This window comes from Comamonas sp. JNW, assembly GCF_003105075.1.
Classification (GTDB): domain Bacteria; phylum Pseudomonadota; class Gammaproteobacteria; order Burkholderiales; family Burkholderiaceae_C; genus Comamonas; species Comamonas squillarum.
Window position 1 is genome coordinate 202,162 of record NZ_QETI01000002.1, and the last position, 21,748, is coordinate 223,909.

Genomic DNA, 21,748 nt, shown 5'->3' on the forward strand with positions numbered 1-21,748 from the left:
GAACCGTTATGCGCCTAAAATCAATATTCATCAGTGATTACAAAAATCTAAGAAACTTCACGCTGCAGTTCGATGGCGATAGTTTCATTGATGTTTTTGTCGGCAAGAACGGTAGCGGCAAATCAAATCTGTTCGAGGCTCTGATTGAAATCTTCCGTCATCTAGATCAATTTGATCGCCCCACCAATAACATTTCTTTTGATTACCGCCTGAGCTACGAAATTGAAGGGCAGGACACCGAAATTGAATGGAAATCGGGCAAGCTGAGGATCAACAAGGACGAAGATCGCAAAACGCTCGGGCAAACACCATTCCCCGACAACGTCTTGATCTATTACTCTGGCCACAACACTACTGTTACCAACTTGATTGCCGACTACGAAGAGAAATTTCGTGAGCGCATCAAAGGAGCCAATCTTGAGGACTCCCGTCGCTTCCTCGGTATCGGCCAAGAGTACAAGGCACTGCTATTGGCGGTATTGCTGGTGCAGCCCTCAGATAGCAGAGCTCACACATTCATTCGACAAAAGCTGAAAATCGATAGACTTGGCATCACAAAACCTGGAACTGCAGACGTTTCCGAGCCTGTGTTGAGGATTGATTTACAGCGGCCGGACTACGCGCGAGGTGGCGAGAAGAAAAAGTACGACATCGACAATGTTGATGTCGCCTCCCGTTATTGGCGTCCGCTCGGCATTACAAAGGATTTTCTCGGCATCTTGAGCGATTGTGTGTGGGACAACACAGAGAAGCTGACGGTGACAGAGGGGTATTTTCCTACTGAGGATCGTTACATCCTATACCTATCCATCAGTAAGCTGCAGGAGAAATTTGCCGGAAAATGGCAGGAATTGTTCCGGCAGTTTGATAACTTGAAGACCCTGGGAATGCTGGGCGGTGTTTCTGTACCGCTTCGCCTCGCTTCGGGCATAGAGGCCAATATTAGCCACTTCAGTGACGGCCAATTTCAGTCGGTCTATATTTATTCTATTGTCGAACTATTTAAGCACCGCAATTGTCTGATCTTGCTGGATGAACCGGATGCTTTTCTTCACCCCGAATGGCAGTTTGAGTTCTTGCGGCAGGTTTTCGACATCACTGATGCAGCAGCGAAAAAAAATAGCCACGTGTTGATGAGCAGCCATAGCGCATCAACGATCACCTGCGCTAACGAGAGCGTTATCAACTTGTTCGAGTTTGACGGTGAGAAAGTGGCGCTGACCAAAGTAAACAAGGCAGATGTTATCAAGTCGCTGTCTGCTGGCTTGATAACTCTTTCCGAAAGTGAGGCTCGGCTTAGCATCAATCATTTTCTCTGCGGCACATCCGGTGATGTTTTGTTTACCGAAGGTGTGACAGATGAAAAGATATTGGAGACAGCATGGTTGAAACTCTACCCGGATGAGCCGCGTCCATTTGCAATACAGAATGCGTTTGATCGCATTTTTCTTAGAAACCTCTTTTCAAGAGATGAGCTTCGAGTCAACTTTCCAAATCGCAAGATGTTTGCTTTGTTTGATTTCGATGAGGCCTACGATGATTGGAATGGCCTGGATGCTAGAACATGCCATGCAGAGGTAACTGATCCTCAGAAGGGATTGGTCAAGCGACTTCGGCATCAAAATCATTACGCAGCACTTCTCCCGGTGCCAAATGTTGATGCCATCAAACGGCAGGTACTCGACGACAACGGAAAGCCTTGGGGTCGAGGGCAGGATTCCCATTTGTCCATTGAGCTACTTTTTTTTAAGGACGAATGGGTCGGCACTTGGTTTCAACGGAAGGCAGCATCTGCTGGTGCTCAGATCATTGAATTTTCAGGCGATAAGGTCAAATTTGCCAACGACATCGTTCCAACATTGGATCGGGCACACTTTGAAACATTCAAACCGATTTTTGAGTTCATTAAATCCAAGTGCAACCCGATTGCTGCTGCATGAATTGCTGTAGTAGACGACGACCACCACTTATGGGATTTTCCAAGTGAGTTACCCCAAGCCCTGGAATAGCTACGCCGATCAACTGGATAAGTTAATAGACCGGGGCATGATCGTCACAGACCGGGATCGCGCGCTGGATTATCTGGAGCGCATTGGCTACTACCGCCTCAGCGGCTATTGGTTCGCTTTCCGCGAACGCAGTGAGCCGTTATGCCTGTTGGATGAGCACGGTCGCAAGCCGAAGAAAGTGCGCGAAGAGCGCATCGCCCTTGATGCCTTCCGGGCTGGGACCACCTTCCAGAATGCGGTGGACCTGTACGTCTTTGACAAGCAGCTTCGGCTGCTGGTCATGGACGCATTGGAACGCATCGAAGTCGCGCTGCGCGTGGACGTGTCCCACACCCTTGGGCAACTTGATCGCTTTGCCTACCTCAAGCCCGAGCTCTTCCACGACGAGTTCAGCGTCAAGTTGGACAAGGATTCCGGCGTCACCCGGCACCACGAGTGGCTGGGCAAGCATGCCCAGTTGATCGGCCGATCCAGGGAAGAATTCGTTCGGCACAACCGCGCGAAATACGGCCTACCACTGGCGATCTGGGTGGCCTGCGAGGTTTGGGACTTCGGCACGCTTTCGACGCTGTTCAACGGCCTTCGCGAGGCCGAGCAAGACGCGATTGCCAGCCAGTACGGCGTGAGCAACGGCCGGGTATTCGCGACATGGCTGCGAAGCCTGAACTATCTGCGCAATGTCTGCGCGCACCACAGCCGCCTCTGGAATCGGAACATCGTCGACCAGCCGAAGCTGCCGTCGTCTGCAGAGCAGGCCTGGGTCACAACGTTTGAGACCGATGCGCACGCGGGCACGCTGCTTCTTGCTCTTGAAGATCACCCGACATCTGCTGGGCGTGGTCAATCCTCGGTCGAGCTGGCCTGATCGGATGAAAGCGCATCTGCTAGCCTTCCCCGATTTCTCTCACCTCGGCCTGAACCTGGCGGGCATGGGCGCCCCTGGTGGGTGGGAGGCAGACTGGTGAGAACAGGCAATAAAAAACCCCTCAGCAGCTTCCCTGCCGAAGCAGAGTCACCGAGAGGGGCCGTGTTGATGCGAATTCTAGGCTACCGGGCCGGTACCGTCAACGTCCGTACTTGTCCGCAGACGTGCGCCAAGGACTAGGAAAGCGCGCAATTAGGGAGGAAAAGATGGCAATTTGGTTGATTCGCGCTGGATCTCACGGTGAATACGAACAGAAGTTCATCCAAGAAGGTCGGGTCTATGTGACCTGGGATGAGCTGAACCTTGACCTATCCAAGCTGCAGCAGCGAGGCGAGTTGACCGCTGAAATGACCCAGCGCTACCCGGAGGCCAAGCCCAAGGCTGTGGTGAACTGGGTCAGTCAGGTCTGGCCCTTCGCCCACGAGATGCAGAAGGGCGACCTCGTGGTGTTGCCCCTGAAGACGCAGCCTGCGGTCTACATCGGTGAGATCACGGGGGACTACCACGCCGAGACGGCTGGTCCGAACCCCTTCTTCCACTGGCGAGCTGTGAAGTGGATCGGCGAAGCCATCCCCCGCACGCACTTTGGCAAGGACCTGTTGTTTTCCTTCGGGGCGTTTCTCACCATCTGCCGTATCCAGCGCAACAACGCCGAGCAGCGCATCGCTTCCATGCGCGCCCAGGGTTGGAAGGCAGAAACGCTGGCAGCGTCTGCCAAGGCAGCGACGGCAACGACCGCCGATGTTGAGGCCGCAGACGCCGACCTAGACGAGTTAGCACGCGACCAGATCGCCGCTCTGGTTTCTGCCCGCTTCAAGGGGCATGGCCTGACCCGACTGGTTGAGGGCATCCTGAAAGCACAGGGCTACACCACCTACCGCAGCCCGGAGGGAGCAGACGGCGGTGCAGACATCCTTGCAGGCTCTGGCCCCTTGGGGTTTTCCGCGCCGCGTCTGTGCGTGGAGGTGAAGTCTGAGGACTCGCCGATTGGCCGCGAGCCGGTGGACAAACTGCTGGGTGCCATGACCAAGTTCAATGCTGATCAGGGCCTGTTCGTAGCCTGGGGTGGCTTCAAGGGCAACGTGCAGAAGGAACTAGCCTCCCAGTTCTTCAGGCTGCGGCTCTGGACGCAAAAGGAGCTGCTCGAACAACTGTTCGAGCAGTACGGGCGTCTGGATGAAGACCTCAAGGCCGAGCTGCCATTGAAGCGGGTGTGGATGGTGGCATCGCAAGATGAGGTGCTTTGAAAACCAAGGCGGACGAGGTGTTCACACCTTGTTCGGCTGGATGTCACCACACTGTTCGCACAGTCCAAGGCACGCAGTCGCCAACGTCTTTGCACATTGCCCCCACCTGCTTCGCACAAGGCAGGCACCGGTCTTCGCGCAAGGGTTGGCACCGTCTGTCGCACATTCATGTTGGACGCACGTTCGCAAGCAGGCTGTCCCCACCGTATTCGGCACATTCTTTGAGTTCGCTTCTTCGAGCTCAAAGAATGTGGCCGCTGGACGCCAAGCCGACAGGTTTGGTGGGCAGCGGCAGTTGGGGACACGGCAGATGAAGGCTGCGTCCAGATCAAGCATCAGGCTGAATCCTCGCTGCGGCCACGGGCCGGTCTGCCGCCATACACGGTAGGGGGTGGCGACATGGCTTGGACTCGCAGACTGTTCTGCCGGCAGGCAGAGTGGCGATACGGCCGGCTACTGGCATAGGCCGATCGAGGTCGGCTCGAATGATGTTCCGATGCTGCATGCGGCGCGCTCGGGGAAAGAGTGGCTGGTTGCAGGTCAGGAGTGCACAATAACTTCACAAGGATGTGCGGGAGGCGTATGACGAAGAAAAATGCTTTCAAGGGAAGTGCCGCTATCGGCAATTCAGGCATCAAGAAGCACTTTGGGAACGATGAGCCGTGGGATCCCCTCTTTGAGCTGGCCTGGAATGGATTCGATTCCGGTGCGAGCTTCGTTGCCGTCACTGTGGTTGAGAACGAGATCCACGGGGTGGAGCGGGTCGTCGTTCAGGACAACGGAGAAGGTATCGAATTTGCCACGCTGGGCGACACGTTCGGCAACTTCAACGACTCTTCGAAGAAGGCGAACCTATCGTTAAAGGGGCAGCATGGTCGCGGGCGTCTCGCGTTCCATAAGCTATGCCGCAACGCATCCTGGTTCACCAGGTTCAAGAATGTCGATGCAGTAATCGAGGTCGCAGAGCCGACCATCAAAGACTTCGAGGCCTGGCTCATCGACGAAACTGACCAGAAGCATGAAATCCTGAAGCATGGTCACGGAACTCTGGTAGAGCTCACTCAATTCACAGGTGTTCTGCCGACGCATGATGAGCTTCTGGAGAAATTCGCCGTTGAGTTTGGCTGGTACCTCGCGGTGCACAAAGAGAAGCGGCTGTATCTGAATGGCCGCGCCGTGGATGTGCCGAAACACGAGGATTTCGTTCAGACCATTTCCGCAGACGACGAAGTCTTCGAGACTCAAATCATCCGCTGGGAGCAGCGCCCAACATCAGAAAAGTCATATCTCTACCTGCTGAATTCCAGCGGCGAGTTGGTCTACAAGGTGCTGAGCTCGCTTAATCTAAAGCCCAACTTCTTTACTAGCGTCTGTGTGAAATCATCATGGGCTGACACTTTCTCGCAGGAACAGGACCTATTTAATCCTGACGCGCATACGCCAGCGTCCCCCGTATGGAAAAAATTCAAGGCTCAGCTAGACCGACTTGGCCAGTCTGTCTACGACGAGTTCCTTCGCCTGCAAGCGGAAGAAGTTGTGCAGGGCTACGAGGATCAAGGCTACTTTCCGACCTACGCGGGGCTGGATGAGGCCGAGAAGGCATGGCGGCACCAGCACACCCGCGACCTAGTTCGGAACATCTACATTGCCGAGCCACGCGTCTTTCAAACCGCCAGCAAGAAGCAGGCGAAGCTCATCATTCGGCTGCTGGACAGGCTTGCTGTTTCAAATGAGAACGATGCTCTGTGTGACGTGCTTGAAGGTGCTCTTGACCTCGATGCGAAGTCGGTGCAGGACCTCGCAAACCAGCTCAAGAACGCGACTTTCGAGAACATCGTTGCGAGTATCGAAATACTGCAGCGACGGGCTACAGCTGTGGAGCAGCTACGCCACGTAATGAACGTGCACTACCGAGAGGTCCTCGAGACGCCCGACCTGCAGAGGGTCATCGAGAGCAACACTTGGCTGTTCGGGCCGCGCTACGAGATTCTCGGCGCAGAGGAGGACACCTTTACCGGGATTGCCAGGAAGATGCGCGACGAGGTCATGGCGCGGAACCCTGTCGACATGGACGATGTCGACGACGAAGAGGATCTGCCCGGTGCCAAGCGGCAAACGGACCTATTCCTGGCACGCAAGTTTCCGTCCCTCGACTCATTGGGAAATAGAATCTTCAAGTGCATCGTCGTGGAGATAAAGCGGCCGGCGATTTCGCTCAACAAAAAGCATCTTCGGCAGCTTGAGGACTACGCGGAAATCATCAAACGCCAGCCCCAGTTCAAGTCGGAAAAGATGCACTTCGAGCTCATACTCCTCGGGCGCCAGATTTCCTCTGCTGACACCATCATTACCAGTCGACTGAACGCCCATGTCTTGCGCAACGACCCCGGCCTCGTGACGGAGGACCCGCGTATGAAGCTGTACGTCATGAACTGGTATACGCTGCTTGACGGGTTCGAGCTGACGCACGGGTTCATGCTCGAAAAGCTGAAGCTCAAGCGGGACGATTACAGCGCGGCGACCAGACAGGAACTGGTGGCAGAACTACAGACCGAGCACTAAGACTTTTCGCTTTGGCAGCAATGTTCCCTCAACGACCTCAAGTGCACAAACTGAATCCGGGGCGATTCCAGAGCTGTCGTTGAGTGTCGGTGCGGGAATGACACAGGTCAGCCTAATCCAGTCCTTACCTGTACTGGCGGTTAGCGCGCTCGAAGTTCGCCCTCGTCACGTTCCTCCCGCACTTCAACCAAACTTGGCTTTGCCTGAACGAGGGAAGTCGTCTTCATCGAGACGCATCGTCTCGATCTTTAACGCCAATTGCGTGGGGCTCAACCCCCTGCGCATCGCACTGCGCAAGCTCACCTCCAAGATGCGCCAGCCCAACGAGTCGCCGTTCGTGAGCACGAAGTCCTGCCCTGGCGGCGCACCGAGGCGTTGCATAAAGCCATGGGCCAGTTCGCCAGTGGGGATCTCCTGCCCACCCTGCTCGGCGAGGCTCAAGAGCGCAGAAGCGGTCGCTTGCGGGTCTTGCGTGGGGATGCCCTCCAGCGCAACGGGTAGCACGATCATTCGGTCGGGGCTGACTATCGCGGCCAAATCGTCCTGCGCAGTCGGCCTCGGCGTGAGAGACAGCCGAACCCATGCCTCGCCCCACTGCAGGAATCTTGTATGGGACATGCCGGGATGCTCATCGAGAAACAAGCATCGGGGCGCCACTGGCGCCTGGAGCAGGTTGAAAACGGTGCGCAGGTGTGCCCATTCACCTTGGTCGCTCCAGGTGTGAACCATGTCTGACCGAAGCTGCCCACCTTGGACACCCAGGTGGTAAAGCAACGCAGTCACGCGCGCCGCAGAGATGACCTGCGGTTTGCCTTTCAGCCATGCAGACAGGTTGGCCGCGCGAATGCCCGTGGCGTCAAACACCGCTGCCAACGTGAGGCCTCGCAGACGCAAGAGCGCGCCGGCCAGTATGGGGAGTTGCTCGCTGCTCAAGGCAGACATGTCGGCCTCCAAAGGAATCACAGTAAATCACTATAACCAAGAGCAGCACGGCAAGTGAACACTGGATCATCGCGCCTTACATTGTTATAGTAAGTTATAGTGAATCAAAAGAGGCCGCCATGACTCGTCCTAACAGCCGTCGACCCATGAGCCGCGCCGCCTACCAAGCGAGCCTGGCGGCCTTGAAAGCCGAGCACCCATGGCTGGCCAAGCAGGTGGTGGAGCCCGCCCCTGGCCACTTGGCGGTGCTGGCCCACTTCGTGGGCCAGTGCGAGCTGCTGATGAAGCCGGCCGACTACCGCCACCTGCCGCTGTTTTGCGCCACCAACCAGCGCGACAAGCTCAGCCTGCGGGTGGAACTGGTGGGCGCCAGCATCAACAGAGACAGGGCTTTATTGGATCTGATTGCGGCCGCCCGACATGCCGCCCAACAACATTGCCCGGTTTGCTCGGCGCCCGTGATTGGCGGCGATGCGAACGCAGGCCAGGGAGTCCGCTGCAAGCAGCACGAGGCCACCATCGGCCTATTCGCCGAAGACCTCAAGCGCAATCACAAACTCGCGGTAGCGGCAGGGCTACTGCCGGCCGCCCCCAAGCCCGAGAAGTCGGTGCGTGGCGAGCCGCTCGATCCGTCCATCGACGATGCCGTACACGCGCTGGTGCAGTCGCTGCCCGACATGAAGCCACCGGCAGCGGCGCCGGATCAGCCCGCGCCGCAGGCCCCTCGGGCAACACGCCAAATCGCGCTTCTTGACGCCGCAGGCCTGCGCAGCTTTGTCGAGCGCCACCGCGCCAAGCCCGACGAAAAGGCCAAGCGGGCCCAGTACATCGCCGAGCGCATCCGGGCCGCTGGCCACGAACGCCGCCAGTTGGGTGAGCTGCCCGATGACTGGTCGCAGCTGATCGAAGACTTCCAGCGCGACTTCCCCAACTTCGCTGGGCTGGCCGAGGTACTGCACGACCACTTTGCCCTGCATGCGATGGGCGATGGACGTGTCGCATGGTCTCCCATCCTGCTGGTCGGCCCGGCCGGGATTGGCAAGACAGAGGCCGCCCGCTGGCTGGCTGCGCGGCTGAGCCTTCCCTTCCGTGTGATCGACATGGCCAGCACCCAGTCCAGCTCGCCGTTGGCCGGGTCGGAATCGTTCTGGTCAAATTCGGAGCCCGGTGTGGTGTTTGAGCTGCTGGCCTACCAGCCGTTGGCCAATCCGGTGATCGTGCTGGACGAGCTCGACAAGACCGACCAGCAACGTCAGTACGACCCGCTCGCGGCGCTCTATACCCTGCTGGAACCTCGCAGCGCGCGCGACTTCATCGATCTCTCGATCCGCGATTTCGCCATCGACGCCAGCCATGTGAACTGGATCGCCACGGCCAACAGCATCGAGAGCATCCCAGCACCGCTGCTGTCACGCATGACGGTGCTGCACGTGCAGGCCCCTATGCCAGCGCAGGTGGCTCACATCGCTCGACAGATTTATGGCCGCATGCGGGCCGAGAGCCCGTGGGGATCAGGTTTTGCGCCGACGCTGGACGACCAGGTGGTGGACAAGCTGAAGAACTTGCCACCCAGGACCTTGGGGCTGGCGTTGAAGCGCGCGCTGGGGCGTGCTGCGCGGGAGGAGCGGGATCACATCCGCGTCGGCGACCTGCCAGACCAAATCGCCTCAACTAGGAAGCCCATGGGGTTCTTGGCATAGCGGCCCCAAGAGTTGAACGCCCCGTACGTCTGTGAGCGTTTCAGCGTACCCTCTACCGCCGAGTGCAAAGTCGCGAGCGTAAATCCACAAAGTGCTGGCATCATTCAAGTCATGCGCGAACGCGTAGCTGATGAGGTCAACGCGCAGCTCGTGCCTGCAGACTGTCCCGGCGTATTCAGCCGCCGCACGATTGAGTACAAATCGGAGTACATTTTTTGCGGCGAGTAGGCGAAGCAAAGGAAAATCAATCGCTTGCCAATGATCTTCTGATTTAACGTCTGACCGTTTCGGCAACAACACTGCCCGCAGGCATTCGCTGCGTGCTGGCCGTCAGAACCCCCAAGCCCGCTGCAGGTCAGCGGGCTTTTTCGTGCTGCACTGCGCTCATGCGCATGTGGCAGCGCGATGGCAGAGCAACGCTGCAAGCCGTTATAAGATAGCCGCTGCTTGCGACGTAGCGCCCTCTTGGCTGGCACTGCAAGCGCCGCCCCGTCCATCGATTTTTGAAAGCCCCCCTTCGGTGACCCCACCTGCCGCGATCACAAAAACCACTGCTGCGGATGCGCCCCTTGCGCAAAACGCCGCCGAGCGCGAGCAGCATTCGGTGCAGGCCGATCTGGTGGCGGTGCTGGTGGCGGTGACGGGCGGGCAGCCGCGCATATTGACCACGCAAGCGGGCGAGACGCTGCCGGCCGGGCCTTTTACCGCCAACCACCGCTCGCTGCAGGCCAGCCTGCGCGCCTGGGTGGAGACGCAGACCCACCACCCGCTGGGCTTTGTAGAGCAGCTCTACACCTTTGCCGACCGCGACCGCTCGCAGGAGCTGGGCATGCGGGCGATCTCCATCAGCTACCTAGCATTGACGCGCGAGTTGGACGATGCCGGCCAGGCCCAGCCGGGCTGGCAGGACTGGTACCGCTATTTCCCCTGGGAGGACTGGCGCAGCGGCGCGCCGGCGATGCTGGGCCAGCGCATTGCGCCTGCCTTGCAGGCCTGGAGTGAGCAGGCGGCGGACAAGGCGGCAGCCAGCGCGCGCTGGGAGCGGGCCTGTGTGAGCTTTGGCCTCGAAGGCAGCGATTGGAACGAAGAGCTGGTGCTGCAGCGCTACGAGCTGCTGTTTGAAGCGGGCCTCGTGGCTGAGGCCTGGCGCGATGGCATGGCGGCCCCCCAAGGCCAGACTTTGCTGGGCACGGCGATGCGCAATGACCACCGCCGCATTCTGGCTACTGGCATGGCGCGGCTGCGGGCCAAGATCAAGTACCGCCCGGTGGTGTTCGAGCTGATGGCCGACAGTTTCTCGCTGCTGCAGCTGCAGCAGGCGGTGGAAGCGCTGGCCGGGCGCAGCCTGCACAAGCAGAATTTTCGCCGCCTGGTCGAGCAGCAGGCACTGGTCGAAGACACCGGCGAGATCAGCAGCCAGGGCGCAGGCCGCCCCGCCAAGCTGTTTCGCTTCCGCCGCAATGTGCTGGTGGAGCGGGCAGTGGCAGGCAACAAGCTGCCGCTGGCACGGGGCTGACTACCCCAACCCCTCTTTGAAGGTCTGAGCGCAGGTGACAGGCCCCAGGGCTTCAGCGCTTGACAGTATTTATGCTCATGTTTAGCATAAATACCCGTGCGACTGGTACAAGGCTGGCGCGCCCCTTTTTTTACTCTATAAATACTCAAAATGAGCATTAATCAAACTGCTGCGCTGCCCGTTCCTCCTCTGCCCGATGTGATGCTGGAGCCGCTGGTGCGCATGGCGCTGCTCGAAGACCTGGGCCGCGCCGGTGACCTGACGACCGACACGATAGTGCCAGCTGACGCCAGGGACAGCCTGCGCCTGGTGGCGCGGCAAGCGGGCGTGCTGGCGGGGCTGGATCTGGCGCGGCTGGCGTTCCATCTGCTCGACAGCGGCGTCGTGTTTGAGCCGCTGTGCGGCGACGGCACGGTGCTGGCGCCGGGCATGGAGATCGCCCGCATCCATGGCAAGAGCCGGGCGATCCTGACGGCCGAGCGCACGGCGCTGAACTACCTCTGCCATCTGAGCGGCGTGGCCAGCGCCACCTATGCGATTGCCCAGGCCATCCAGCCCTATGGCACGCGGGTGACCTGTACGCGCAAGACCATGCCGGGCCTGCGCGCGCTGCAAAAGTATGCCGTGCGCGTGGGTGGCGGCAGCAACCACCGCTTTGGCCTGGATGACGCCGTGCTGATCAAAGACAACCACATTGCGCTGGCTGGCGATGTGGCCACCGCCGTGGGCCGCGCCCGGGCGGGCGTCGGCCATATGGTCAAGATCGAGCTCGAGGTGGACACGCTCGCGCAGCTCGATGCCGCATTGCAGCTCGGGGTGGACGTGGTGCTGCTGGACAACATGGACCTGGAGACCCTGCGCACGGCGGTGGCCATGTGCCGGGGCAAGGCGGTGACCGAGGCCTCGGGCCGCATCACGCCCGAGACGGCGCCCCAGGTGGCCGCCACCGGGGTGGACCAGATCGCAGTGGGCTGGCTCACGCACAGCGCCAAGGTGCTCGATATTGGCCTGGATGCCTGAGCCTGCCCTCTATTCCCCGAACACCTGGCATAACCTGGAAGGAGGCCTGTGATGCCCCGAGTTTTCCAACGCTTTTCCTGGTGGTGGGTCGCAAGCGCCACTGTGGCCTGCATTGCAGCTGGCCTGTGGCTGGGCGGCAGCAGCATGGCGGCGGCCCGCTTTGACAAGCCCATCACCATCGTCGTGACCTTTCCGCCCGGCGGGGGCACCGACCTGCTCGCGCGCAAACTGGGCGCCGCCTTGCAGCAGCGCACCGGCCAGACCGTGGTGGTGGAAAACCGCCCCGGGGCCAGCGGCAACATTGGCGCGCGCCATGTGGCGCAGGCCCCGGGCGATGGCAGCAGCTGGCTGATGGTGAACAGCTCGTTCGCGATCAACCCCGCCGTCTACCGCCAGCTCGATTTTGACCCGCGCCAGGATTTCAAGGCCGTGTTCAATGTGGGCACGATCGCGTCGGTGCTGGTGGTGCCGCAGGGCAGCGCGCTGCACAACCTGGCCGATGTACGCGCTTCGGCGCAGCAGCTGCAGCTGCCGTTTGCCTCTTGCGGCAATGGCACGCCACAGCACCTGGCCGGCGAAATGCTGGCCCAGGCCGCGCAGCTGCATTTGCAGCATGTGCCCTACAAGGGCTGCGGGCCGGCCATCGCCGCCGTGGCCGCCGGCCAGGTCGCCATGGGCATGGTCACCGCCAGCAGCGCTGCGCCACTGATCGAGGCGGGCCGCGTGCGCGCCATTGCCATCACGGCGCCCCAGCGCCTGGCGCAGTGGCCCCAGGTTGCCACTGTGGCCGAGCAGGGCAGTGCCGGCTTCAGCGTGGAGCAGTGGCATGGTCTGTTGGCGCCTGCCGCCACCAGCGATGCCGTCGTGCAACACATGCATGCGGAGCTGGCGCAGATTCTGGCCGAGCCTGCGATGCAGCAATCGCTGCGCGAGCAAGGCTATACCCCGGTGCTGCAAAGTGCGGCGGCATTTGGCCGGGTGATTGCCAGCGACATCGACCGCTATGCGGCCGTGGCGCAGCAGCTGGGCCTGCGGGTGGATTAGTGCGGCAGAAGTGGGCATCAGCCTCAGCGCGACTTCACGAGGGCCAGAAATGCAAAATGGTGGCCGTCATCACCAGATAGCGCAAAAACTTGCCCACCGCCATATAGAACACGCAGGGCCAGAACGGCAGGCGCAGCCAGCCGGCCACGGCGCAGAGCGGATCACCGACGATGGGCAGCCAGCTGAGCAGGCAGGCCTTGGCGCCAAACTTGCGCAGCCAGATGCGGGCCATGCGCTGGTGGCGGCTTTGCTTGTTGGGTGGCGCAGGGGGCTGGCTGGGGTCGGCGAGGTCAAGCCCAACCTTACGCAGGCTGCGGGCCTTGTACCAGGCGGTGCGGGCCAGCGCGCCGGTCCACCAGCTGATGGCGCCGCCCAGGGTATTGCCGGCGGTAGCCACCAAGATGGCCTGCCAGAACAGATCGGGGTTCAGGTGTAGCAGGCCGGCCACAGCGGGCTCGGAGCCCAGCGGCAGCAAGGTGGCCGATATCAGGGCCACGATAAAGACCGTGCTGAGCCCGAACTGCGGCAGGGCCAGCCATGTCAGCAACTGTTGAATCCAAGCTTCCATGGCTGCCAGTGTAGCGGCTGGGGGGCGCCCGTCAGCGGCGCTGCGGGCCGCTGCCGTGTCAGCCAAGAGGCCGAAAAATCCCATCTGGACAAGCGCTTGCGGCAGCGGCGCTGGAGCGCCCACTGCGGCCGCCAAGTGCGTTGTTGGGACCTGGCCAGCGGGCGTCCCGTCGCCGATTTTTTGGGCATTCCCAAATGTCAAGCGGGTAGATTGGATGTTTGCTACTTTTTTAAGCAGTACAATCTGCCCCTTCCCCTCACCACAACAACCAGCACTTCGGTGGCGAAGTGCTCGCTTTTTGCATTCCATGTCCGTTCGCATCGGTCCCTACACTCTGGCCAACAACGTGTTTGTGGCGCCCATGGCGGGCGTGACGGACCGGCCTTTTCGCCAGCTGTGCAAAGCGCTGGGGGCGGGGTATGCGGTCAGCGAGATGGTGACCAGCCGCAAGGACTTGTGGGACAGCCTCAAGACCAGCCGCCGCGCCAACCATGCCGGCGAACCCGGCCCGATCTCCGTGCAGATCGCAGGAACCGACGCGCCGATGATGGCGGAGGCGGCGGTCTACAACATTGAGCGCGGCGCGCAGATCATCGACATCAACATGGGTTGCCCGGCCAAGAAGGTCTGCAACAAATGGGCCGGCTCGGCGCTGATGCAAAACGAGCCGCTGGCCGTCGAGATTGCTGCAGCCGTGGTGGCGGCTGCCGCCCCCTATGGCGTGCCGGTGACCTTGAAGATGCGCACCGGCTGGAGCGATGACCACAAGAATGCCGTGCAGCTGGCGCGCCAGTTCGAGCAGGCGGGCATCCAGATGCTTACCGTGCATGGCCGCACGCGCGAGCAGGGCTACCGGGGCCTGGCCGAGTACGACACGATCCGTGCCGTCAAGCAGGCGGTGTCGGTGCCGGTGGTTGCCAATGGCGATATCACCAGCCCGGCCAAGGCACGCGATGTGCTGGCCTTCACTGGTGCGGACGCGGTGATGGTGGGACGGGCGGCCCAGGGCCGCCCCTGGATTTTTCGCGAGATCGTGCATTTTCTGCAGACCGGCGAGCTGCTCGCGCCACCCTTGGTGGCCGAGCTGCGCCGCCATCTGCTCGAGCACCTGCAGGACCACTATGCGCTGTACGGCGAGAGCACGGGCGTGCGCTCGGCGCGCAAGCACATCGCCTGGTATGTGCGCGATCTGCCGGGGGGCGATGCGTTTCGGCGCGAGATGAATGTGATTGACAACAGTGCGGCGCAATGGCAGGCCGTAGCCGATTACCTGTTAGCCCTGGGGCAACAGATGGACCGGCTGCCTGGCATGGCTCCAGCACCAGAGGCCAGCGGGAGTGCGATGGCCCAAGCAACAACAATGAGTGATGACTTTGTATGAGTAAGACGACGATTGAGCAGTCCGTGCGGGACAGCCTGCAGACCTATTTTCAGGATCTGGAAGGCGAGGTGCCGGACCGCGTGTACGAGATGGTGGTGCGCATGGTGGAGCGCCCGATGCTGGAGGTGGTGATGAACCACGCCGACAACAACCAGTCGCGGGCCGCCGAGTGGCTGGGCCTGAACCGCAACACGCTGCGCAAGAAGCTGGTCGAGCACAAGATGCTCTGACTCGCGCCCTGATTTCAGTGCTGCTTGCGCCCGCTGCGCATGCGGCACAAGCCTGTTTCTATCTTTGAAGTGATTGACATGAAAGCCCTGATTTCCGTTTCCGACAAAACCGGTATTGTCGAGTTTGCCCAGGCCCTGCATGCGCTGGGTGTGCACCTGCTGTCCACCGGCGGCACCGCCAAGCTGCTGGCCGACAAGGGCCTGCCCGTGACCGAAGTGGCCGAGGTCACCCGCTTCCCCGAAATGCTCGACGGCCGCGTCAAGACCCTGCACCCCATGGTGCACGGCGGCCTGCTGGCCCGCCGCGACCTGCCCGAGCACATGGCTGCGCTCAAGGAACACGGCATCGAGACCATCGACCTGCTGGTGGTGAACCTCTACCCCTTTGAAGCGACCGTTGCCAAGGCCGGCTGCACCTTGGCCGATGCGATCGAGAACATCGACATTGGTGGCCCGGCGATGGTGCGCTCCGCTGCCAAGAACTGGAAGGATGTGGGCGTGATCACCGCCGCCGACCAGTACGACGCGGTGCTCGCCGAGCTGAAGGCCGGCGGCAAGCTGAGCAACCAACTTCGCTTTGCACTGTCGGTTGCCGCTTTCAACCGCATCAGCCAGTACGATGGCGCGATCAGCAACTACCTGTCGTCGGTTACCTTCGAAGACGAAAAGCTGTCGGAAGAATACGTGCCCGAGCGCGCCGCCTTCCCCGGCCAGAGCAACAGCCAGTTCATCAAGATCCAGGACCTACGCTATGGCGAAAACAGCCACCAGCAAGCGGCCTGGTACCGCGATCTGTACCCCGCACCCGGCTCGCTGGCCACGGGCGTGCAACTGCAAGGCAAGGAGCTGAGCTACAACAACATCGCCGATGCCGATGCCGCCTGGGAATGTGTCAAGAGCTTCGAAGTGCCCGCTTGTGTGATCGTCAAGCACGCCAACCCCTGCGGCGTGGCCGTGGGTGCCGATGCGTTCGAAGCGTACTCCAAGGCCTTCCAGACCGACCCGACCAGCGCTTTTGGCGGCATCATCGCCTTCAACCGCGCCGTCGACAAGGCTGCAGCCGAAGCCGTGTCCAAGCAGTTCGTCGAAGTGCTGATGGCCCCGGACTTCAGCGCCGAGGCGCTGGAGATCTTCAAGTCCAAGGTCAATGTGCGCCTGATGAAGATCGCACTGCCCGCTGGCGGCAACACCGACTGGGAGCAGGGCCGCAACGCCATTGAATCCAAGCGCGTGGGCTCGGGCATCCTGCTGCAATCGGCCGACAACCACGAGCTGCAACTGGCGGATCTGAAGGTCGTGACCGTCAAGCAGCCGACCCCGCAAGAACTGCAGGACCTGCTGTTTGCCTGGAAGGTGGCCAAGTTCGTCAAGTCCAATGCCATCGTGTTCTGCAAGAACGGCATGACCATGGGCGTGGGCGCGGGCCAGATGTCGCGCCTAGATTCGGCCCGTATCGCGTCGATCAAGGCGGAGGCGGCCAAGCTGTCGCTGCAGAACACCGTTGTGGCGTCCGATGCCTTCTTCCCCTTCCGTGATGGCCTGGATGTGGTGGTCGATGCCGGCGCCACCTGCGTGGCCCAGCCTGGTGGCTCGATGCGCGACCAGGAAGTGATCGATGCCGCCAACGAGCGCGGCGTGGCCATGGTGTTCACCGGCGTGCGCCACTTCCGCCATTGATGGCACGGGCGGCGCCTGTGAGGGCGCTGCCGCTTTTCACCCAGGGCCGCGAACCTGCGCGTTCGCCGGCCCGTTTCCAGCGCTGGCCCCCGGGCCGATTCCAGCATGAGCGATTCGCAGCAACCAGACCCGCACCTCCATCCCGATTCAGAGACCGAAGCCCCGCGCCGCTCGCGCTGGCTGGGCGTGCTGATCGTGGCATTTGCGCTGGTGGTGGGCCTGGGCATGTTCAATATCGGGCGGCTGATCATCCGGCCCAAGCCCGAGGTGACGGCCGCTGACCGCCTGATCGAGGCCAGCCCGCAGCTGCAAAAGGGGCGTGAGCTGGTCACCCGCAGCAGCGACTGCATGCGCTGCCACACGATGGAGCTTGACGTGGTGGGCCCCGGCTTTCGCAATATCGCCAAGCGCTATGCGGGCCGTGACGACGCCGTTCCCTACCTGGCCGGCAAGATCCGCGAAGGCAGCGTGGGCGAATGGGGCCGCATCGTGATGCCGCGCCACCCGCAGATCACGCAGGAGCAGGCCGAGCTGATGGCCGGCTGGCTGATGGCGCTCAGCCCCGCCAAGACGCCCGCTGCCAGCCCGCCTTGATGGCCTGCTGCACCCACGCTCTGGAGCCCGCTGTGACTGCGGGCTTTTTTGTGCCCGGCGGCAATGCCCGTAGGCAGGGCCTGGAAAGGCCCAGCTTTGTAAAGCAAATCTGCGATACTGCTCCGACATAGACCTGAAGGAGGACGCATGAACTTTCCCGAATACGCCGGACACGGCGGAGGCCTGGCCGAGGCAAACAGCCGTGGCCAATTTATCAAGGCGGCCTACAGCCATCTGGCCGTAGCCATCTTGGCTTTTGCCGTGCTGTCGTTTGGCCTCTACGCCAGCGGCGCATCGTTTGCGATGCTCAAGATGCTGGGTGTCAGCAAATGGGGCTGGCTTGCGGTGATGGGCGCGTTCATGGTGGTGGGCTGGCTCGCCACCAACGCGGCGGACAATTCGGAAAGCACCGGCGTGCAGTACCTGGCGCTGGGTGGCTTTGTGTTCGCCGAGTCGCTCATTTTCGCGCCGATGCTGGCGATGGCCAGCATCATTGCGCCGGGCTCCATCCAGGCGGCATCGATCGCCACCCTGGCACTGGTCGCGGGCCTGACCTTCACCGCTTTTACCAGCAAGAAGGACTTCTCCTTCCTGGGCGGCTTCTTGAAGATCGGCGGCCTGGTGGCGATCGGCATCATCCTGGCCGGTGTCGTGTTCGGCTTCAAGCTGGGCATCTGGTTCTCCGGCGCGATGGTGCTGTTTGCCGGCGCTTGCGTGCTGTATGACACCTCGCAGATCATGCGCCACTACCCCGCAGACCGCCCCGCTGGCGCGGCCCTGCACCTGTTCGCATCGGTGGCGCTGCTGTTCTGGTATGTGCTGCGTCTGATCATGCAACTGGGTGGCAGCGACGACTGATCGCCTGCGACAGACCACAAAAAAACCTCGGCATGCCGAGGTTTTTTTTATGCCCGCCAGAAGCGCTGGCAGAGGAGGGGGACGTGGCTTACAAGGTCTTGAAGACTTCGCGGGCCGCGTCGATGGTGGCTTCGATGTCGGCATCGGTGTGCGCGCTGCTGACAAAGCCGGCCTCGTACAGTGCCGGCGCAAAGTAGTGGCCGCGCGCGAGCATGCCGTGGAAGAACTTGTTGAACAGCGGCTTGTCGCTCTTCATCACTGCCTCGTAGTGGCTGGGCAGCTCGGGCAGCAGGAAGAAGCCGAACAGGCCGCCCTGGTGGTCCACGCTGAAGGGGATGCCGGCGGCATCGGCCTCGGCCTTGAGGCCGGCCATCAGCTGGCCGGTCTTGGCATGCAGCGCTTCATGGAAGCCCGGCTGGCTGATCAGCGCCAGGGTCTGCAGACCGCAGGCGGTGGCAATGGGGTTGCCCGACAAGGTGCCGGCCTGGTAGACCGGGCCCAGCGGCGAGAGCTTTTCCATGATCTCGCGGCGCGCGCCAAAGGCGGCCATCGGCATGCCGCCGCCAATCACCTTGCCCAGGACCGTAATGTCGGGTTGGAAGCCGGGGATCTGCTGCGCATACAGGCTCTGCGCGCTGCCCAGGGCCACGCGGAAACCGGTCATCACCTCGTCGTAGATCAGCAGCGCGCCATGTTCCTTGGTCAGCTCGCTGATGCGGCGGGTAAACGCGGTGCTGGCGCGCACAAAGTTCATGTTGCCGGCAATGGGCTCCATGATCACGCAGGCGATCTGGTCGTCGTACTTGGCAAAGGCCTCTTCCAACTGGCCGATGTCGTTGTACTCCAGCACGATGGTGTCCTGCACCACATGGCTGGGCACACCGGCCGAGGACGAGGCGCCAAAGGTCGCCAGGCCCGAGCCGGCCTTCACCAGCAGCGCATCGGCGTGGCCGTGGTAGCAGCCGTTGAACTTGATGATCTTGTTGCGGCCGGTAAAGCCGCGCGCCAGGCGGATCGCGCTCATGCCCGCTTCGGTGCCGGAGCTGACCAGGCGCACCATGTCCATCGAGGGCATCAGCTTCAAGATGGCTTCGGACAGCGCGATCTCGCGCTCGGTTGGCGCGCCGAAGGAGAAGCCTTCGAGCAGCGCGGCCTGCACGGCGCTCAGCACCTGCGGGTGGCCATGGCCCAAAATCATCGGGCCCCAGGAGCCGATGTAGTCCACATACTGCTTGTCATTGGCATCGAACAGGTGCGCGCCCTGGGCGCGGGCAATGAAGGCCGGCGTGCCGCCCACCGCATTGAAGGCCCGCACGGGCGAGTTCACGCCACCGGGGATCACCTGGCGGGCACGTTCAAACAACTGGGCGTTTTTATCGATCGTCATAAGGGGCTCACATCTACACTGGCCTTGGATTGTCGGCCAAGCGGGCGCTTGGGGCTGTCAATCCGGTATTCACTGCACTGGAATGCGCAGGCTTTTGAACAGGTTTTAGAGCGGGCGGGTATCGATACCGCCACCCTCATCGGCCGCTTCGCTCTCGTCTTCTTCTTCGTCATCGGCATGCACCCAGAAGAGGCGGTCGGGCACAGTCTTGCCCATGCCGGGGCGCAGGCCGCCTTCGAGGCACTTGTCCAGGTAGGTCATCGCTTCGGCGGTGGCGTCGCTCAGCGGCACCTCGGTGGCCAGCAAGGCGGTGAGGGCGGCGCTCAAGGTGTCGCCCGCACCGATGTATTCGGTCTCGAACAGTTCGAACTCGCCGCTGCCGTAGATGGTGTCGGCCGAGGCGAGGACGTTTTCCACATGCTGGTCGTGGGCGGGGATGCCGGTGACTAGCACAAAGGGCACGCCGTGGTCGGCGGCGGCTTTGGCAATGTCCCGGGGGCTGGGGCGGTGCTCGGAAGTGCGATCGGGCAAAAGCCAGCGCCACAGCAGGCCATAGGCACCCACCAGTACGGTCACCTGGGGCAGCAGCAGCTCCTGGTAGGCGTCCAGGTAGTCGTCGATCAGTTCGCTGTCCCACCAGGCCATGCCGGCCACATAGGCCACCACCGGGACATCCGGGTAGTCGTTCGTTACTTCTGCACACACCCTGATGTTTTCGATCGAGCCCAGGAAGCCCAATTTGATCGCGCGGATGGGAATATCCTGCAATACGGTCTGCGCCTGTTGTTGTACCGCATCATCAGAGAGCGGATAAAAGTCGATGGTGTCGAGGGTGTCACGGATCAAGGCACCGGTGACCACGGTGCAGGGGTGGCCGCCCATGGAGGCCACGGCCAGCGCATCGGCATTGGTGCCGCCTGCGCCACTGGGGTCATTGGCGTTGATGCACAGGATACTGGCGGTATCGATCGTGGCGGCCAACGTGCTCTCACTCGGGCTGGATTCTGGCTGGTTTGTCAAGGAGGATGTCATAGGTCAACGAGATAAGGCACATTGGTACGGGAATCACCGTTAAATCTGTGTTGAAAAGCTACAATCGTTGCATTCTATGTAAAGCCTCTGTAAGCTTTTCAAAATTAGGAGCAGGAACGACGGATGCAGTGTACGCGCTGTGGTGCAAAATGCATCTCCAGCACATGCGGATTCGTCGAAAGAAAAATTGCCATAGGGCGTATGTGTTCAATGCAAACGGGTGGGAGGGGCTTTGTCAGCCTTGGCTGCCGCGTGCATTCACATTTCATGACATGCAATGAGGAGGGTGGCCGGTGACAGTTTCCGCAGACAACTTCAAGGTATTGGTGGTCGACGATAGCAATACCATTCGCAGAAGTGCTGAGATTTTTCTCAAGCAGGGCGGCTATGAGGTGCTGCTTGCCGAAGACGGCTTCGACGCCCTCTCCAAAATCAACGATTTCAAGCCGGACATGGTGTTTTGCGACATCCTGATGCCAAAACTGGACGGCTACCAAACCTGCGCCATCGTCAAGCGCAATGATGCTTTTGCATCGACACCCGTGGTCATGCTGTCGTCCAAGGACGGCGTCTTTGACAAGGCCCGGGGACGAATGGTGGGGTGTGAAGACTACCTCACCAAGCCATTTACCAAAGATCAATTACTGGAAACCGTCGGACGTTTCGTTGCCGAGCGTTAAGGAGGGGTCGTGCCTATTCAAAAAGTTCTTATCGTTGATGACTCAAAAACTGAATTGATGTTTTTGAGCGATCTGCTTGTACGCCAGGGTATGGTGGTGCGCACTGCGCAAAACTCGGACGAGGCGATGCTGCGCCTGTCGGAAGACCGCCCTGACCTGATTCTGATGGACGTGGTGATGCCCGGACAGAACGGCTTTCAGCTGACCCGTCTGATCACCCGCAGCCCCGAGTATGCGGATATCCCGATCATCATGTGCACCAGCAAGAACCAGGAAACCGACCGGGTCTGGGGCATGCGCCAGGGCGCGCGTGGCTATGTGACCAAACCGGTGGATCCGGCCGAACTCAAGGCCAAGATCGAGGCACTGGGATAAG

General features: G+C 61.0%; 19 protein-coding genes. 15 read left to right on the top strand and 4 right to left on the bottom strand.

The annotated features are described in order from the left end of the window. Window positions 1-8 precede the first annotated feature (8 nt). The 4 genes from DCO45_RS03975 to DCO45_RS03990 all read left to right on the top strand — a co-directional run bounded on the left by DCO45_RS03975 (window position 9) and on the right by DCO45_RS03990 (window position 6,743). The gene (locus DCO45_RS03975; protein WP_116924628.1) at window positions 9-1,940 is read left to right on the top strand and encodes an AAA family ATPase; all 1,932 of its coding nucleotides are present in this window, start codon (window positions 9-11) and stop codon (window positions 1,938-1,940) included. A gap of 106 nt (window positions 1,941-2,046) precedes the next feature. Continuing rightward, window positions 2,047-2,874 carry an Abi family protein gene (locus DCO45_RS03980; protein WP_243419234.1) on the top strand — a complete coding sequence of 276 codons (828 nt, stop codon included), beginning with the start codon at window positions 2,047-2,049 and terminating at the stop codon, window positions 2,872-2,874. A gap of 266 nt (window positions 2,875-3,140) precedes the next feature. Continuing rightward, window positions 3,141-4,181 carry a restriction endonuclease gene (locus DCO45_RS03985; RefSeq protein ID WP_116924899.1) on the top strand — a complete coding sequence of 347 codons (1,041 nt, stop codon included), beginning with the start codon at window positions 3,141-3,143 and terminating at the stop codon, window positions 4,179-4,181. A 582-nt stretch (window positions 4,182-4,763) separates the two neighbouring features. Continuing rightward, window positions 4,764-6,743, top strand: a complete 1,980-nt coding sequence (locus DCO45_RS03990; RefSeq protein WP_207788044.1) for an ATP-binding protein — start codon at window positions 4,764-4,766, stop codon at window positions 6,741-6,743. Between the two features lie 183 nt (window positions 6,744-6,926). Here the strand turns inward: DCO45_RS03990 and DCO45_RS03995 are convergent, their stop codons facing one another. Further along, the gene (locus tag DCO45_RS03995; protein WP_116924900.1) at window positions 6,927-7,685 is read right to left on the bottom strand and encodes a helix-turn-helix transcriptional regulator; all 759 of its coding nucleotides are present in this window, start codon (window positions 7,683-7,685) and stop codon (window positions 6,927-6,929) included. Window positions 7,686-7,831: 146 nt separating this feature from the next. Here DCO45_RS03995 and DCO45_RS04000 point away from each other — a divergent pair, with 146 nt between their 5' ends. The 4 genes from DCO45_RS04000 (at window position 7,832) to DCO45_RS04015 (ending at window position 12,965) form a co-directional block, all read left to right on the top strand. Beyond that, window positions 7,832-9,385 (top strand): AAA family ATPase, encoded by a 1,554-nt coding sequence (locus DCO45_RS04000; RefSeq protein ID WP_243419235.1) that lies wholly within the window; start codon window positions 7,832-7,834, stop codon window positions 9,383-9,385. Window positions 9,386-9,989: 604 nt separating this feature from the next. Then, on the top strand, window positions 9,990-10,901 hold the full coding sequence (locus tag DCO45_RS04005) for a hypothetical protein (protein WP_243419254.1): 912 nt from the start codon (window positions 9,990-9,992) through the stop codon (window positions 10,899-10,901). Window positions 10,902-11,051: 150 nt separating this feature from the next. Further along, window positions 11,052-11,921 (top strand): carboxylating nicotinate-nucleotide diphosphorylase, encoded by an 870-nt coding sequence (gene nadC / locus DCO45_RS04010; protein ID WP_116924631.1) that lies wholly within the window; start codon window positions 11,052-11,054, stop codon window positions 11,919-11,921. A 144-nt stretch (window positions 11,922-12,065) separates the two neighbouring features. Further along, entirely contained in the window at window positions 12,066-12,965 is a 900-nt protein-coding gene (locus DCO45_RS04015; protein ID WP_243419255.1) for a tripartite tricarboxylate transporter substrate binding protein, read from the top strand. Window positions 12,966-12,999: 34 nt separating this feature from the next. Here DCO45_RS04015 and DCO45_RS04020 read toward each other — a convergent pair whose 3' ends face one another. After that, window positions 13,000-13,533: a YqaA family protein gene (locus DCO45_RS04020; RefSeq protein ID WP_182345060.1), complete on the bottom strand. Its 534-nt coding sequence runs from the start codon at window positions 13,531-13,533 to the stop codon at window positions 13,000-13,002. A 307-nt stretch (window positions 13,534-13,840) separates the two neighbouring features. Between DCO45_RS04020 and dusB the strand changes: the two genes are divergently transcribed. The 5 genes from dusB to DCO45_RS04045 all read left to right on the top strand — a co-directional run bounded on the left by dusB (window position 13,841) and on the right by DCO45_RS04045 (window position 18,273). After that, window positions 13,841-14,914, top strand: coding sequence for a tRNA dihydrouridine synthase DusB (dusB, locus tag DCO45_RS04025; protein ID WP_116924633.1), 1,074 nt, complete (start codon window positions 13,841-13,843; stop codon window positions 14,912-14,914). Continuing rightward, complete coding sequence (locus DCO45_RS04030) at window positions 14,911-15,144, top strand: Fis family transcriptional regulator (RefSeq protein ID WP_021027292.1); 234 nt, start codon at window positions 14,911-14,913, stop codon at window positions 15,142-15,144. The genes dusB and DCO45_RS04030 overlap by 4 nt, the downstream gene beginning before the upstream one ends. A 78-nt stretch (window positions 15,145-15,222) precedes the next feature. Next, window positions 15,223-16,821 (top strand): bifunctional phosphoribosylaminoimidazolecarboxamide formyltransferase/IMP cyclohydrolase, encoded by a 1,599-nt coding sequence (purH, locus tag DCO45_RS04035; protein WP_116924903.1) that lies wholly within the window; start codon window positions 15,223-15,225, stop codon window positions 16,819-16,821. A 105-nt stretch (window positions 16,822-16,926) separates the two neighbouring features. Then, window positions 16,927-17,415: a c-type cytochrome gene (locus DCO45_RS04040; RefSeq protein WP_116924634.1), complete on the top strand. Its 489-nt coding sequence runs from the start codon at window positions 16,927-16,929 to the stop codon at window positions 17,413-17,415. 147 nt (window positions 17,416-17,562) lie between these two features. Continuing rightward, window positions 17,563-18,273 (top strand): Bax inhibitor-1 family protein, encoded by a 711-nt coding sequence (locus DCO45_RS04045; RefSeq protein WP_116924635.1) that lies wholly within the window; start codon window positions 17,563-17,565, stop codon window positions 18,271-18,273. 88 nt (window positions 18,274-18,361) lie between these two features. Here DCO45_RS04045 and hemL read toward each other — a convergent pair whose 3' ends face one another. After that, entirely contained in the window at window positions 18,362-19,660 is a 1,299-nt protein-coding gene (hemL, locus tag DCO45_RS04050; RefSeq protein WP_116924636.1) for a glutamate-1-semialdehyde 2,1-aminomutase, read from the bottom strand. Between the two features lie 105 nt (window positions 19,661-19,765). After that, window positions 19,766-20,641, bottom strand: coding sequence for a bifunctional hydroxymethylpyrimidine kinase/phosphomethylpyrimidine kinase (locus DCO45_RS04055; protein WP_243419236.1), 876 nt, complete (start codon window positions 20,639-20,641; stop codon window positions 19,766-19,768). A 344-nt stretch (window positions 20,642-20,985) separates the two neighbouring features. Here DCO45_RS04055 and DCO45_RS04060 point away from each other — a divergent pair, with 344 nt between their 5' ends. Further along, window positions 20,986-21,372, top strand: coding sequence for a response regulator (locus DCO45_RS04060; protein WP_021027286.1), 387 nt, complete (start codon window positions 20,986-20,988; stop codon window positions 21,370-21,372). A 9-nt stretch (window positions 21,373-21,381) separates the two neighbouring features. Then, on the top strand, window positions 21,382-21,747 hold the full coding sequence (locus DCO45_RS04065) for a response regulator (protein WP_021027285.1): 366 nt from the start codon (window positions 21,382-21,384) through the stop codon (window positions 21,745-21,747). Window position 21,748: the final 1 nt, after the last annotated feature.